Consider the following 14,296-nt stretch of genomic DNA (forward strand, 5'->3'; position numbering starts at 1 on the left):
GTTAAGCCTCCTCTACTTGATCGAGATATTCACCGTATCCCTCGGACTCCATCTCGTCGCGCGGGATGAAGCGAAGGGACGCTGAGTTGATGCAGTACCGCAGACCGCCGCGGTCGGAAGGACCATCGGGGAACACATGGCCGAGATGACTGTCTGCGTGTACTGACCTGACCTCCGTCCGGACCATGCCGTGTGCGCTGTCCCGCACCTCGTTCACGTTTGCCGAAACGATCGGCTTGGTGAAGCTGGGCCAGCCAGTACCCGAATCGAACTTGTCCGTCGAAGCGAACAGTGGCTCTCCCGACACTATGTCAACGTAGATGCCAGGCTCCTTGTTGTCGTTGTACTCGCCCGTGAAGGGCCTTTCGGTGCCCGCCTCCTGGGTAATTCGGTGTTGCTCGGGAGTCAGGTGGTCGATTGCTGTCTGTGACTTTTCAAACTTCATTACAGTCTCCAATACTTATCTAGAGGGCCAGGCACGCTACCGCTAATTTTTTATGTCTCCTGATTTGCTCCTACAATGGTAGTGGGATGGCAAACGAGGTTTTACTAAGTGTTGGAAAATTAGAGATTTAAATTTCGCGTCTATTAATTCTAGCGCAACTGAGTGGTTAAGCAAGTACGTAATCAGTAAATATTAAAAAAATAACACAAAAGCACGATTATATAATACAGTGTCAGTGTTTTATGATAATCAACAACGCCTGTTTAGATGCTGGTAGATGCGAATTTTTTGGCGTACAGTCAAAATTTTCTGATGGTTGCTTAGTGTGTTGGCGCTGATGGAAAATTGACCCACCCTGCCGATTGAAATTTGACCCAGGGCGGATTGCTGATTTTGTTACCAGCAACTGTGGATAAGTCTACCAGCGCAGCTGCTGTTGCCCCCACTCCTTCGCTAGCCCAGTTCAGTTGTTTAAGACCTGCCACACGCAGCCATGTAGCAGGCCGTCGTCGCCATGAAATCAGAACGGCTCATCGTCCTCCGGTTCCTGGCCGCCCTTACGCTTTCGCTCCCGTGATTTGATCTTGGCCTGGGCCGCCAAGCTACTGTGTTGCAGGCGATAGGACTCGTTACCGGTTTCGACGATGTGGCAGTGGTGGGTCAGCCGATCCAGCAGGGCGGTGGTCATCTTGGCGTCGCCGAACACGCTCGACCATTCGGCGAAGCTCAGGTTGGTGGTGATCACCACGCTGGTGTGTTCGTACAGCTTGGATAGCAGGTGAAACAGCAACGCACCGCCGGCCTGGCTGAAGGGCAGATAACCCAGTTCGTCGAGGATGACCAGATCCATGCGCAGCAGAGCTTGGGCGATCCGCCCGGCTTTGCCGTCGTGCTTTTCGCGCTCCAGCAGATTGACCAGATCGACCGTGGAGTAGAAGCGCACGCGCTTGCCGTGCCGGGTGATGCCGGACACGGCCAGCGCAGTGGCCAGGTGGGTTTTACCGGTGCCAGGCCCACCGATCAGCACCACGTTCTGCGCGGTGTCGGTAAAGGCCAGACTGGCCAGTTCGCTGATCAAACGAGCGTCTGCGCTGGAGGCGCTGAAGTCGAAGCCGGCCAGGTCGCGGTGCATCGGCAGCTTGGCCATGTTCATCTGGTGGCTCACCGAGCGCATGGCGCGATCTGTGTGCTCTTGTTCCAGCAGGTGTTCGAGCAGCCACTTGGACGAGGCTGTGTTCGACTCACCCTGCGCAGTCAACTCCGCCCAGGCCGTGGCCATGCCGTGCAGGCGCAGCTCCTTGAGTGATGTGTGCTGAAAAAACAGGAGGTTTTAACTTGGTAAACTAAACACACTCATCAGGAGTTTACCATGAGCAAGAAACACAAGACTTACACCACAGAATTTAAAGCTGAAGCCATCAAATTAATTGAAGCCAATCAAGGCAATGTCTCGGAAACAGCTAGACAACTTAGCATTTCAATGCAAACTCTTTCAAATTGGAATACCAAAGCAAAGGCTGGAACTTTAGCAGGTACAAAACAGTATTCACCTGATCTAAACGCTCTACTCGAAGAAAATAAAAAACTCAAACAACAGCTCAAAATAGCTGAAATGGAACGTGAATTTTTAAAAAAGGCAGCAGCGTACTTTGCCAAAGAAAGTCAGTAAGGTACGCCGATATGAAACAAAAAAGATATTCTTTTCCAATTACCTTAATGGCTCGATTACTTCATGTTTCAGTTTCATGTTTTTATGATTGGCTCAAGAGAGGCGTGAGCAAAAGAACGATTCAACGAAATCAACAGACGATATTGGTGAAAATAGCCCATGAGGAGACAAGGCAGAGCTATGGTTATATTCGATTAACCAAATACTTACAAGCTCAGGGCATAAAAATGAGTATGTACGCTGTACGTCAGATAAAAGCGCTGAACCACCTGTATTGTAAGCGACACAAGCGTTTTAAAAGGACTACGAATAGTGACCATAATCGAGCGATCTATGAAAACCTGCTGGAGCAACAATTCTCAATGACTAGACCAAATCAAGCATGGTCAAGTGATATTACGTACATATGGACTGTTGAAGGATGGCTGTACTTAGCAGCGGTAAAAGACCTTTACACGAAACAAGTGGTTGGCTATAGCTTAAATGAGCGCATGACAGCACAGCTTGTTTGTAATGCGCTAAATATGGCTATTCACAATCAAAAACCAACCAAAGAACTGATTGTGCATTCAGACAGAGGAAGTCAATATTGCAGCCATGAATATCGAAATATACTTGAGCAATATGGTTTTCAAGGTTCAATGAGCAAGCGCGGAGACTGTTACGATAATGCACCGATTGAAAGCTTTTGGGGAATACTGAAAAATGAGTTAGTGCATCATTACAACTATCAAACCAGAGAAGAAGCCAAAGCAGATATTATAAAATACATTGAATTATTTTATAATCATCGAAGAATTCAAAAGGGTTTGGGTTTTAAGACACCAAATCAAATGGCCGAAGACTTTTATAAGTTGGCTGCCTAGAATCTCCCAAGGGAAAGTCTCCTGATAATTCAGCGTATATCATTAACTTTTTAAATCTAAAAAACAGGAATTTCATTTATGTCTAAACACTATGATTATATTGCGATTGGCGGAGGCAGTGGCGGTATTGCATCAGTCAATCGTGCTGCCATGTATGGTAAGAAATGTGCACTGATAGAAATGGGTGATATTGGTGGAACCTGTGTCAACGTAGGATGTGTTCCTAAAAAAGTGATGTGGTATTCAGCTCAAATTGCCGATGCGATTCATAAATATGGTCCTGACTATGGCTTTAATACAGAATTGAAATCCTTTAACTGGAAGAAATTAGTTGAAAACAGACAAGCCTATATCAGCCGAATACATACATCGTATGACACAGGACTAGCTAAAAATAATGTTGATGTCATTCGAGGTTTTGCAAAATTTTTAGATGCTCAAACAATTGAAGTAAATGGTGAAACGTACACAGCTGACCATATTTTAATTGCTACGGGGACTCAAGCATTCAAACCTGAAATTGAAGGTGCTGAATATGGTATTGATTCCAATGGTTTCTTCGGATTAGAACACTTACCGAAGCGGACTGCTATTGTTGGTTCTGGCTATATTGCTGTGGAATTGGCAGGTGTTCTTAATGCATTGGGTTCGAATGTACAATTATTTATTCGTAAACATCAGCCTTTGCGTGGATTAGATCATTTCCTTGGTAAAACACTATTAGAGAATATGCGCAGTGAAAATATTAACGTGCATACTCATAGTCAGATTAACAAAGTGACTAAAGTTCAAGATAACTCACTTGTATTACACCTAGAAGATGGTACAGAACATAGTGTAGATTGCTTGATTTGGGCAATTGGTAGAAAACCTGCAACTGAAGCGATCAATCTTAATAAGACTCAAGTTCAATTGAACGAGAATCGCTTTATTCATGTTGATGCATATCAAAATACAACACAGTCTGGCATTTATGCAGTGGGTGATATTACAGGTAAAGTCGAGTTAACACCTGTTGCTGTGGCAGCGGGTCGAAGACTGTCTGAACGTTTATTTAACAATAAGCCAAATGAACATTTAGATTATGAAAATATTCCGACTGTGGTGTTTAGTCACCCACCTATTGGAACAGTTGGATTAACCGAAGATCAAGCCATAGAAAAATTTGGTAAAGATGCCATCAAAATTTATAGTTCTTCCTTTACATCCATGTATACAGCGATAACAGAACATCGACAACTCACAAAAATGAAATTAATTTGTGTAGGAACTGATGAGAAAGTGGTCGGAATTCATGGTATTGGATACGGTATGGATGAAATTCTGCAAGGCTTTGCTGTTGCTTTAAAAATGGGAGCAACTAAAAAAGACTTCGATAACACTTTAGCAATTCATCCGACTTCTGCTGAAGAATTCGTCACAATGCGTTAATCATTGATCATCTAAAAGAGCATTTATTTATATATTTGCTCTTATTTTTATATTCTATATCCAAATTATGAACTTTCAACAACTTAGAATTATTAGAGAACTCACTCAACATAATCTCAATTTATCACAAACAGCACATGCTCGGCTTTGTTGCACAAAGATTTGAAATGCAAAGCGCCCCTAATTGAGCCAAATTTAAGGCGTAACTTGGGTAAGTGGTCGACCTAATTCCGTAAATCTGTTAAGGACTGCTACACGTGCATGGATCTCATTCACTTGGCTATCAAAACTCCTTGCACTGAGTTTATCTCCTAATAATTTGATGCAATGCATCTTAGTTTCAACCAAACTTCGCCGATGATAGCCTGACCATTTTTTCCATAGTGTCCTGCCTAAACGTTTAATTGTTCGAAGTAATTCATTTCGCTCTAGCGAGCTACTCTTTGTATCTTTCCATGGTTTCGCATTTTTTCTAGGTGGAATCACCGCATGCGCTTGCCGATCTGCAATGACCTGACGGCATTGCTTGGTGTCATAAGCTCCATCGGTATAAACAGAGTTAATCCGCTCATCTTGTGGAATCTGATTAAGTAAATCACCAAGCACCTGTGAATCACTGACATTATTGGTTGTAAGCTGAACTGCTCGTATTTGCAGGGTTTTAGCATCTATACCAATATGAAGTTTACGCCATTGGCGACGATATTCAGGTCCATGTTTCTTGCGTTTCCATTCGCCCTCACCTAGAAACTTCATGCCTGTAGAGTCCATGAGTAGATGCAGCCCATCGCTACTTTTTTGGTAGCTGATTACAATATCAATATGCTTTTGTCTTCTACAAAGAAATTTTTGATAAGTTATTACGTAAACACTTAAAAAAATGTATTTGAGGTTCCATACCTACTGGTGGTTGAGGTATATCAAACAACAAATGCATTTTTGCTAAGACAGGCCTATATTCAATACAAGCAATCGCTGTTGTAGAGTCCATATCTAAATCAATGATAAATGGTGAAAGAGGCCCTAAAGTCGGGGCATCACTATCGTATCGAAATGTCAAAGAAAGAGTGATTATAGGCAGTGTATTATATATCTGCTCTGGACTTGCCCCCTCTTCTTTCAATTTTCTTGCATTTAAAAACTTCTCACGAGACAAACTAGAAAAATCTTCCAACCTAAAACGGGCTCCTGACTCACCACAAAAACAATCAAATATGCTAGTAAAAGATGTTTTTCCGCTATTATTTCGCCCTACAATCACAGTTGAATTCTTTTCTAATACAATCTCAATATCTTCAAGAAGTCTATACCCCTCAACTCTAACTTTTTCGATACGCATTGTTCCCCCCAAAATACATTGGTTATTGTAACTTTATCTATTTTTTCAAAGGTTTCGCCCAAGAAGAGCATGTAAATTATTTTGTGTACATTACGTTCTTTATAAATGATTTTTTAGCTAGTCGTCCACGCATTCGACAACTGCTCAGCTTGCTTCATCACAAGCTCAATCGCTTCAGCCGCTTTATCAGGCGGGTATTTCCATCGCTGCAAAGTACGACGTACTAATATTTTCAGCTGAGCACGCACACTATCCCTAACCTGCCAATCCACTGTCGTTGACTTCCTAAGCTTCTCTGTAATCTCTCGTGCGATCTGTTTCAGCGTATCGTCTCCAAGCTCTCTGACAGCACTTTCATTGTTTGCCAAAGCATCATAGAAAGCGATTTCATCAGGATTCAAACCAAGTGCAGCTTCACGCTGCATCTCTGCCTGAAATTCTTTTGCCATTTGAATGAGTTCTTCAATGACCTGAGAAGTTTCAATCGCTCGGTTATTGTATTTCCTCAAGGTTTCCTGCAAACGGTCAGAGAAGCGTTTTTCCTGTACCACATTGTTTCGCGTCTTTGCCTTAATGCCATCATTGAGTAACTTTTCCAGAAGTTCAACTGCCAAGTTACGGTATGGCATCTGCCGTACATCTTCCAAGAACTCATCTGAAAGCAAGCCAATATTAGGTTTATCCAAACCACACATTGCAAAGACATCTGTTACGCCATCAGCAATGACAGCATTGTCCAGAATCTGTTTTAGCGTACTGTCCTTTTCCGCTTGCGACAGTTTACGATCTACAGAGGTATGCTTGCTAATGACCGCTTTAATGGCTGAGTAAAAGGCAATTTCTTTGTGCAGGTTCTTCGCTTCATCCAAGGTGCTGCATAAAGAGAAGGCTTTATTGATTGCCAGAACTAAATCAAGAAAACGCTTTTTACCATCCTTTAAGCTCAGCACATAGTTAGCTGCGGGGATAATCAGTCGGTGTGCCTGAGTTTCATAAGCACCCAAATCCATACCTGCCTGCTCGTTGGTTTTGGTGAACATTCCTCGTATTGCATCCATCTTTTCAGCAAGCACTGCATAGGCTTCTTCTGCACGTAAAGTCGGCTCACCTTTCCCTTTGGCATCGGTATAGGTTTTTAAGGCCTGCTTCAATTCATTAGCAATGCCGATATAGTCAACAACTAGTCCACCCTGCTTATCTTTAAAGACACGGTTCACACGTGCAATTGCCTGCATGAGGTTATGGCCTTTCATTGGCTTATCGATATACATGGTGTGCGTACACGGTGCATCAAAACCTGTAAGCCACATATCGCGCACGATCACTAAGTGCAAAGGATCATTCACATCTTTAAAGCGTTTCTCAAGACGTTTTTTGACTTGCTTGTTGTAAATATGCGGTTGCAGTAACGGTTTGTCCGATGCCGAACCGGTCATCACAATTTTGATTTTGCCTTTTTCAGGATCAGGGTCATGCCAATCTGGACGTAAGGCAATAATCTCATTGTAAAGGTGGACACAGATCTCGCGGCTCATGGTCACAATCATGCCTTTACCCGCCGTGGCTTCTGTACGGGCTTCAAAATGTGCGACTAAATCCGCAGCAATCTGTTTCAGCCGTGGTGTGGCACCCACCAGCTTTTCTAGTCGGCTCCATTCGCTCTTAGTCTTTTCTCGGTTACCAACATCTTCTTCATCTTCTACAACCTCATCGACTTGATCAGATAACTCTTCAATCTCAGTCTGATTAATATCTAGCTTTGCCAAGCGTGATTCGTAGTAGATTGGGACGGTTGCACCATCATCGACGGCATCCTGAATGTCATATATGGAAACATAGTCGCCAAAGACAGCTCTGGTGTCTTTATCCTCACTCGAAATCGGAGTTCCAGTAAAGCCAATAAAAGCAGCATTCTTTAAAGCATCGCGCATGTGCTTGGCATAGCCAAACTTGTACGTGCCATCGTTACCTAGTTTTGCTTTCAAACCATATTGGCTACGATGTGCTTCATCTGACATGACCACAATATTGTGGCGTCCATTCAATAATGGATGCTCACTCTCACCTTCCAGTAATGCGAACTTTTGCACTGTGGTAAAGATGATGCCACCTGACTCACGCTCAGCTAAAAACCTTCTCAGCTCATCGCGGTTATTGGCTTGTACTGGGGTTTGTTTTAATAGTTCTTGAGCATTGCTAAAAGTTTCAAAGAGCTGCCCATCCAAGTCATTACGGTCTGTCACAATTAACAAGGTCGGGTTATGCATAGCCGGCTGTTGTAACAACTTGCCTGCATAACAGCACATAGAGATACTTTTACCCGAACCTTGGGTATGCCAAACAACACCTGCTTTTTTGTCCCCAGTTGGATTGGCTGCTGCAATGGTGGCTTGGACTGCCTCCCTGACTGCATGGAACTGATGATAGCCTGCAATTTTCTTAATGGTCTTTTCGCCATCTGTTTCAAACAGCACGAAGAAACGGATGTAATCTAGGAACAATTCTCGATCAAAGAAGCCTCGAATAACTGTCTCTAACTCCCATTCTAAAGCGGGTTTATCATCTTCATTCTTGATCGTACGCCACGGCAAAAAGCGTTCCTGATTCGCCGTCAGTGAACCGACACGGGCTGTTACACCATCACTGACTACCAATGCTTCGTTAAAAACAAACAGATCCGAGATTTCTTCTTTATAGGTTTGCAACTGGTTAAAGGCATCCCAAATATCCGCGTTTTCATCAGTTGGGCTTTTTAACTCCAACACAGCAAAAGGAATACCGTTGATAAAGCAAATGATGTCAGGACGTCGAGGTTGCTTAGTACCTAGAATGGTAAATTGATTGACCACAACAAATCGGTTTTGATGCACATGATTAAAGTCCACTAAGAAGGCATGATCATGTAACCAATCGTCCTGCTTCTTATAAGTGACAGGTACACCCTCCAATAACATACGATGGAAGGCACGGTTATTGGTGACAAGATCTAAACTTTCAGGTTGATTCAGCTTTTGTAAGACTTGTTCAAAACAGTTTATTGGAAGATGCGGATTTAATCGTTCAAATGCAGCGTGTAGGTCTGATTCAATTAAGACTTGTTTATAGTCTTTCCGTAATGGGTTACTGCTATCAGGTGACAACTCAGAACTATTTAAAACATTCCACCCCGTTTGTTCAAACCAAGCTAAGCAATTCAATTCCAAAGTAATTTCATTAATCAATTTCTTGCCCCTCTATTTCTTCCAAACTCTCTTTATATTCTGCTAAGGCTACTTGATACTTGCTTTTATTCATTTGAAATAAAATATCTGAAGCTAAATACATATCCTCAAAAATATTCAAACTACCGTGTTGCTCATCTACATATTCATTAAATTCTAAATTTTCATGATATCTAATAGGCTCTGGTTTTAATGAATTAGAGTGATCTAATAATTTTAAAAAAAATAATAAAATTGCATCGGTTTGCTGTGCAACAAACTCAGCATATACAAAATCTAAAGGAATATGCTGTGAGCTTCTCCCATGGGCCAATGGACAATATTCATTCCTTAAAGTTCCTATAGCTGACATTGCATTTTCCAACGTTAAGGAAAAACTATTTATTAGCTTCTTAAAAGCCTCATTAGTTTTTTGTTCTTTCCATTCATCAGAATTTTTAGCTAACTCTTGAACTGCTTTCTTCGCCAATTTACTTAAATTTATATCAGCCTCAACAGGAATCTTACTTTCATCCAATATTGATTTACAAAGACCTTCAACCAATGATTTACACTGACCAACGATTAATCCTGATTCACCATCAGCATATGCTGAATTGATTGCTAAAACCGTTCTTTTTAATTTATAACGATCTGTAGAATTATCAATATATGCTAAAGCATTTATAATGATTTGATTACTCATCTAACAACCTACACTTAGAGTTAAATCACCTGCCATTAATTTCGGTAACAAAATATCTCTGATATGAGCTAAATCTACGGACTTATTATTATTAAGTGCTATCTGTTTTAAATTAGCTTTCACTTTTTCATTGAATAAATCACAAATATTTTTTGGTGGAGTCAAAACTTTAACCTTTCTAAGCTCTGATTGTCTTATACCAACAACTGTCGTACCTGTAGCACGTCCATTCATATCTGATTTTGCATAAGGACTTAATAACCAAAAATATAAAAATGCTGAAGATATTAAATCAGTATTAGCACGCAAAGCATAAAGTCTTTGACTCAAGCAATACTTTTCATCAGAAGCCAAATAATACATTTCACCCATAGGTCCTTCTGATGTTAAGAGAATATCACCTTCCTCTAATTCTTCTTTCATCCATTTATTATAAAGTTCTCTATCAACAAATCTAAGTTGTTCACGATTAACAATATATCCATCTTTAATATGCTTAGCAGATAAAACCGTTATACCTGTATCTGACCAATCAGAACCTAATTTTTTAGGTGTTTTACCTCGATGGTCAATAATTAATGAGGTAGTTTTATCAATATCTAATATTTCCCAACCTTTTGGCACTTCCCCTAACTCACTTTCAACCAACTCTTCAGGAAACAGTGCGGCAGTCGCTTGTAACTCAGCAAGATCATCTTCAGCCATTTGCTTCAGTTCAGCTTCGCTCTTACCACTAATAGCACACATGGCAGCAAGTTCAGTGTCTGTGCCTTCCTGCTTAGCTGCAATTTTGGCGCGTACAGGCTCAAAGTCGATAAACCAACTTTTAAAAATGGTTTGAGCGATGGATTCTAAAGTTTGGTTGATTTGATTATTTAGATGAATTTTTTCATCAAGATCAGAAAGAATCTTAGATATTTTTTTTTGAATCAAAATATCGGGTTTCGGAACTAAAAACTCTTCCAACATTCCTTTGGTTAAAGCATTTCTTGTCGCACCTGTTCCCGCTAACGTTAACAAATGATTTTGTGTATTCCTATCAGTCAAAAAATATCTAACAAACTTTGGATCAAGCTCATTTTTTACTGTTCTGATAATAGCTACATGCTGATTAACTCTTGCAGGTAATTTATCTTTAGGAGCTAAGCAAACTCGGGCAACAGAATCACCTGTAATATTAATTAGAACATCATTCAACTCTATTTCTACGTTATTTAATTTCTCTGCATCACTATCAGAAATAAAAACTAACCCATTCTCGCTAAATCCATCGTTATAAATATTTTGACTACGAATTAAGCAGACATTTCCACTATCAAGATATACATTAGCCCCGCCCCTTGGTGTAGAGCCACTCCCAATTTTTGTACAATAATCTTTCAAGCGAACAAAAGACCAATCAACACTCACACCTCACCCCCAAATTCTTTCTTAATTACCCAATAGCCACGAGTTCCACCCACACGCTCAAGCCAGCTAGCATCTTTTAAATGATTCAAATGCTTTTTCACTGCTGACTCATTAATTCCGAGGTGCTCCGCCATAGCACGATAGGAAACTTTTGGGTTGTGCTGAATTAAATTTAAAATCTCTTTTTGACGATCTGTCAGAATAGTTTCTTGGATTGAGCCACCTATTGAGCCACCTATTGAGCCACCTAATTGCTCAATCGAAGGACGGTAAAACTCCCAATCGACAAAATCACCTTGTGCTTTCAGTTGAGGTTCGGCATTACCTGCTTGTAAACAAAGATCTTTAATACGGGCAATACCACTGCCCCACTGCTCGATATAACCCAGCTCTTTAAACACACGCGCCAAAACACGGTTACGAATCTCAGAACGACCTTGAGCCAAATCTTCTTCAGTCAGTCCATTTGGCAAACCACCCGGCGATACGATATTCAGAATGTCATCATAAATACCAACCTTAATATCACGCCCTGCATTGCTATAGTCACGATGTAACACTGCATTCACCAAGGCTTCACGAATAGCAGGAATTGGGATTTCATAACTTTCTGTACGTTGTAACCCTAAAATTTCTGCCCGTAGATGCAGATGATTCTTGATGAATTGCTCTGTTTGCTTCAACTGGCTAAACAAGTCTCCACGGTATTCTTTTTTATCCAAAAATACTGTCATGGTCGTGCCTTTAAAGCGGCTGCATTTAATCTCAACCTGCTCATAAAGCCCCAACAAAATGAGCAGCCCATGACTTGGGTAATCCTGTCCATTCTGCTGAATGATCAATTTGAGATTCCGCATTTTCTGCAAAGACAATTCTTTACCCACCTCAGCAAAGGCTTGCTTTAAAGGCTGTAAATCAATGTCATCTAAACTGTATTGCGGATTCGGCTGTTCATCAAAAGTCTGATTTAAGCGTTGTAGCTCAAGTTGCTGAATATATTCAGGCGATGCCACACGATTGCTTGCACCTAAACGGATATAGGTTCCCTGTGCCTTGCCTTGCGGCTTGAGATAATAAGGCAATAACGAACCACGGCTGACTTCAATCACCAATAACTCAATGCCTTGGATATTCTCGATATAAATGTAAGGTAGAATATTGGGCGCACACAGCTCATTGATCATCGAAGTGATCTGATCTTGCAACTCAAAAATATCATCTTGAATACCTACGAGTTGGCGATCATCACTTACACCCACTACCAATTTACCACCACTGGTATTGGCAAAAGCAATCAGGGTCTTTGCGACCTGTTGCCCTTTCGGTAACTGCTCTTTAAATTCAAGGGTTTGACTTTCACCCTTCTGAATTTCCAGCAATAAAGAATGATCAGAACTCATAGCCCAAGCCCTTTAGGTTCTTTTTAATCTCACTTTCCAAGACCGCACTTTCAGCAAATTGTTCTTTGAGCTGAGCGGTCAAACGCAGCATTTTCTCAGCGAATGGCTCGCCATCATCTTCCTGCTCGACTGCACCTACATAACGCCCTGGGGTCAATACATAGTCGTGCTTCTGAATATCTTTTAACTCAGCAGAGAAGCAAAAACCTTTCTCATCTTGATAGGCTTCGCCTTCAAAATTTTCGCCTTGTTGCCAAGCATGTAAAGCATTGGTGATTTTGGCAATATCTGCATCGGTAAAGTCACGCAGTACGCGATCTTTCATGTAGCCCAAATTACGGGCATCGATGAACAGAGTCTTGCCTTCACGGTTGGCTTTCTTTTTATCTAAAGACAAGCCATTCTTTTTGTCCTTGGTTAGAAACCAGATACAGGCTGGAATTTGCGTGTTGGTGAACAGTTGTCCTGGTAATGCAACAATACATTCCACCAGATCGGCTTCGATCAGGTTCTTACGAATCTCGCCTTCATTGTTGGTATTGGAACTCATTGAACCATTGGCAAGTAACAATGCCATACTGCCTGTAGGTGACAGATGGTGCAGCATGTGCTGCATCCAGGCAAAGTTAGCATTACCTTGTGGCGGTGTACCGTATTTCCAGCGCACATCACTTTCTAGAGAAGCATGCCACCAATCCTTGATGTTAAAAGGCGGATTGGCCATCACAAAGTCAGCACGTAAGTCTGGATGCTGATCCTCTAAAAATGTATCCGCGTTCTTTTTACCAAAATTAAAATCAATCCCACGAATCGCCATGTTCATAGCGGCCAGTTTCCATGTGGTCGGGTTGCTCTCCTGACCATAAATAGAAATATGCTTTTTCTGCTCTGATGCTTTGTAATGCTTTTCCTGTGCATGTTGTTCAATGAACTTTTCACTGGATACAAAGAATCCACCTGAACCCATTGCAGGGTCATACACGCGGCCTTTATAAGGTTGTAGCATTTCAACAATTAAGGTGACGATACTTTTAGGCGTGTAGTACTGCCCACCTTGCTTCCCTTCAGCCAAGGCAAACTGTCCCAAAAAGTATTCGTAGACATGCCCGAGGATATCTTTGCTGTGCAGACTGAGTTGCTCACCGTTATATTCTGGATTAGTAAAACTGGTGTCAGAAAAAGTATTGATCAGATCAAGTAGCTTGTCATTGTCCAGCTGATACTGTCCAATACGATTCAGAATACCTTTTAGTTTTGGATTGGCTTTTTCAATTTCATCAAAAGCATTATCAATCAACCAAGATACAGAGCGTAACTTCACGTCCTGTCCTTGCTCATCCTGCCAAATGATTGAGCCAATTGGTAAAGCTGCTGCATTGCGGATACTTAACCAACGTGCTGCTTTTGGCACCCAAAATACGTTTTTTTCTTGGTAGTAATCCAGTATTTCTAGTTCATCAGCAATAGCCTGTTGGTATTCTTCTTCGCTGTCGTACTGATCACGCGGCATGTAATAGATGTTGTGGTCGTCTTTTTGTGCAAACAATTCTTTGAGTTCAGATTGCCGTTCATCAAAAGCATCTGATACGTACTTTAAGAAAATCAGTCCTAAAACAATATGCTTATAGTTAGCAGCATCCAGACTACTGCGTAATTTATCGGCGGCTTTCCAAAGCTTGTCATCTAAGTCATTTAGAAATTTTTGTTCCAATGAATGCATTTTATTTCCTCAATCCAAGATCAACCGCTTTGGTTTTATACTTAATGTTAAACAATGTTGCTAAGTTAGCATATCTGCGACCTATTAAAAGTCATGCACTTAACAAAAAA

General features: G+C 41.3%; 9 protein-coding genes and 2 pseudogenes. 2 read left to right on the forward strand and 9 right to left on the reverse strand.

Features of this window, described 5'->3' with window-relative positions:
• Position 1 precedes the first annotated feature (1 nt).
• Both msrB and istB read right to left on the reverse strand, forming a co-directional pair.
• Complete coding sequence (gene msrB / locus ACSC9N_RS14395; protein ID WP_003464965.1) at positions 2-445, reverse strand: peptide-methionine (R)-S-oxide reductase MsrB; 444 nt, start codon at positions 443-445, stop codon at positions 2-4.
• Between the two features lie 520 nt (positions 446-965).
• Entirely contained in the window at positions 966-1,724 is a 759-nt protein-coding gene (istB, locus tag ACSC9N_RS14400) for an IS21-like element ISPst3 family helper ATPase IstB (RefSeq protein WP_074964445.1), read from the reverse strand.
• 90 nt (positions 1,725-1,814) lie between these two features.
• Between istB and ACSC9N_RS14405 the strand changes: the two genes are divergently transcribed.
• Both ACSC9N_RS14405 and gorA read left to right on the forward strand, forming a co-directional pair.
• A protein-coding gene (locus ACSC9N_RS14405; RefSeq protein WP_155519647.1) for an IS3-like element ISAba22 family transposase occupies positions 1,815-2,980 on the forward strand; the annotation gives its coding sequence in 2 pieces (ribosomal slippage) (positions 1,815-2,073 and positions 2,073-2,980; 1,167 coding nt in all).
• Positions 2,981-3,058: 78 nt separating this feature from the next.
• Entirely contained in the window at positions 3,059-4,411 is a 1,353-nt protein-coding gene (gene gorA / locus ACSC9N_RS14410) for a glutathione-disulfide reductase (RefSeq protein ID WP_002122354.1), read from the forward strand.
• Positions 4,412-4,606: 195 nt separating this feature from the next.
• Here the strand turns inward: gorA and ACSC9N_RS14415 are convergent.
• From ACSC9N_RS14415 to ACSC9N_RS14445, 7 genes and pseudogenes are all read right to left on the reverse strand, one after another.
• Positions 4,607-5,254, reverse strand: a pseudogene (locus tag ACSC9N_RS14415) (IS5-like element ISAba12 family transposase); the annotation flags it as partial.
• A 1-nt stretch (position 5,255) separates the two neighbouring features.
• Positions 5,256-5,750, reverse strand: a pseudogene (locus ACSC9N_RS14420) (AAA family ATPase); the annotation flags it as partial.
• A 113-nt stretch (positions 5,751-5,863) separates the two neighbouring features.
• Complete coding sequence (locus ACSC9N_RS14425) at positions 5,864-8,968, reverse strand: type I restriction endonuclease subunit R (RefSeq protein WP_057077019.1); 3,105 nt, start codon at positions 8,966-8,968, stop codon at positions 5,864-5,866.
• Positions 8,964-9,656, reverse strand: coding sequence for an abortive infection family protein (locus tag ACSC9N_RS14430; protein ID WP_002126048.1), 693 nt, complete (start codon positions 9,654-9,656; stop codon positions 8,964-8,966). Before ACSC9N_RS14430 ends, ACSC9N_RS14425 begins: the two co-directional genes overlap by 5 nt.
• The gene (locus ACSC9N_RS14435; RefSeq protein WP_081038225.1) at positions 9,657-11,066 is read right to left on the reverse strand and encodes a restriction endonuclease subunit S; all 1,410 of its coding nucleotides are present in this window, start codon (positions 11,064-11,066) and stop codon (positions 9,657-9,659) included.
• Positions 11,063-12,466: an AlbA family DNA-binding domain-containing protein gene (locus ACSC9N_RS14440; protein WP_057077015.1), complete on the reverse strand. Its 1,404-nt coding sequence runs from the start codon at positions 12,464-12,466 to the stop codon at positions 11,063-11,065. Before ACSC9N_RS14440 ends, ACSC9N_RS14435 begins: the two co-directional genes overlap by 4 nt.
• Complete coding sequence (locus ACSC9N_RS14445; protein ID WP_057077014.1) at positions 12,456-14,186, reverse strand: type I restriction-modification system subunit M; 1,731 nt, start codon at positions 14,184-14,186, stop codon at positions 12,456-12,458. The genes ACSC9N_RS14440 and ACSC9N_RS14445 overlap by 11 nt, the downstream gene beginning before the upstream one ends.
• Positions 14,187-14,296 lie beyond the last annotated feature (110 nt).

The organism is Acinetobacter sp. PC34 (assembly GCF_051789135.1).
Taxonomy (GTDB): Bacteria; Pseudomonadota; Gammaproteobacteria; order Pseudomonadales; family Moraxellaceae; genus Acinetobacter; species Acinetobacter johnsonii.

Excerpts from the sequence above, each read along its gene's own strand:
- ACSC9N_RS14430 (WP_002126048.1), bottom strand. The coding sequence starts at position 9,656 with ATGAGTAATCAAATCATTATAAATGCTTTAGCATATATTGATAATTCT.
- msrB (WP_003464965.1), bottom strand. The coding sequence starts at position 445 with ATGAAGTTTGAAAAGTCACAGACAGCAATCGACCACCTGACTCCCGAG.
- gorA (WP_002122354.1), top strand. The coding sequence starts at position 3,059 with ATGTCTAAACACTATGATTATATTGCGATTGGCGGAGGCAGTGGCGGT.
- ACSC9N_RS14445 (WP_057077014.1), bottom strand. The coding sequence starts at position 14,186 with ATGCATTCATTGGAACAAAAATTTCTAAATGACTTAGATGACAAGCTT.
- istB (WP_074964445.1), bottom strand. The coding sequence starts at position 1,724 with ATGGCCACGGCCTGGGCGGAGTTGACTGCGCAGGGTGAGTCGAACACA.
- ACSC9N_RS14440 (WP_057077015.1), bottom strand. The coding sequence starts at position 12,466 with ATGAGTTCTGATCATTCTTTATTGCTGGAAATTCAGAAGGGTGAAAGT.